Origin of the sequence: Shewanella sairae (genome assembly GCF_023283535.1) — a bacterium.
GTDB lineage: Bacteria > Pseudomonadota > Gammaproteobacteria > Enterobacterales > Shewanellaceae > Shewanella > Shewanella sairae.
The window spans coordinates 1-723 of sequence record NZ_JAKILT010000208.1 but is presented as its reverse complement, the minus strand read 5'-3'; the positions used below and the strand labels follow the sequence as shown (position 1 = coordinate 723).

Here is a 723-nt window from a genome sequence, read left to right as displayed (position 1 = left end):
TTTTGTTTGAGCATTAACAATGGCGCAGGGGTTAATGCCAGGACAGTAACTCTTGTTCCCTTGCGCACCATGCCGTGTTGATATCATTCAGTTCTTTTGGATTACCTGCGTGTTTGCGTTCGGCGCCTTCACATTGAATATCTAAGGTGTTCATGCACTTTGAGCGCCTAAAATGGCGTAGCCATTGCTGTTCATTCTCAGATAAGTTCGTTAATGCGCTTACGGTTACTTTCATGCAGTGCTCCTTTTTAAATAGTTGATGTAAGGGTATCAAAAAAAGTTAACCCATGGCGAATGTGCTTTTTTCTATTAGGCTCTTAACCGACAAATGACGAACGCCTTGTTTGCTCATCGATGACTCCACAAGTCACTAACCAGTGCGCATACCATTCATCACCATATTGGCTTACATGGTCTCTCACTGCTTGAACATCTAGCTTGCTGCTCTTGGCCACAAAGGCTAAGGCGAGCTCACCGAGGTTCAAATTAAACAGTCGATTACCATCTGGTTGCGTGATGTAGTATTCACGTTTTGGTATCGCGTCCTTGACAATGTCGATTTGACGGTCATTAAGGCCAAACTTTTTATACAGAGGTCTCACGAGTTCGTCGCCAGCGGCATAGTTAGGCAAGAAGATTTTAGTTGGGCAAGCGGTCATGAGTAACTCAAATATTTCAGAGTTGGCTACTTCGCCCAAGCTTTGAGTGAAAAGAGCAACTACA

The 723-nt window shown here is 44.0% G+C and carries 1 protein-coding gene and 1 pseudogene; both read right to left on the bottom strand.

From position 1 onward, the window contains the following. Positions 1 to 31: 31 nt before the first annotated feature. Positions 32 to 235 (bottom strand): hypothetical protein, encoded by a 204-nt coding sequence (locus tag L2748_RS24210; protein ID WP_220783655.1) that lies wholly within the window; start codon positions 233 to 235, stop codon positions 32 to 34. An 82-nt stretch (positions 236 to 317) separates the two neighbouring features. Then, positions 318 to 723: pseudogene (locus tag L2748_RS24205) on the bottom strand (conjugal transfer protein TrbE); the annotation flags it as partial.

Coding starts and splice junctions, on each gene's coding strand:
- L2748_RS24210 (WP_220783655.1), bottom strand. CDS start 235: ATGAAAGTAACCGTAAGCGCATTAACGAACTTATCTGAGAATGAACAG.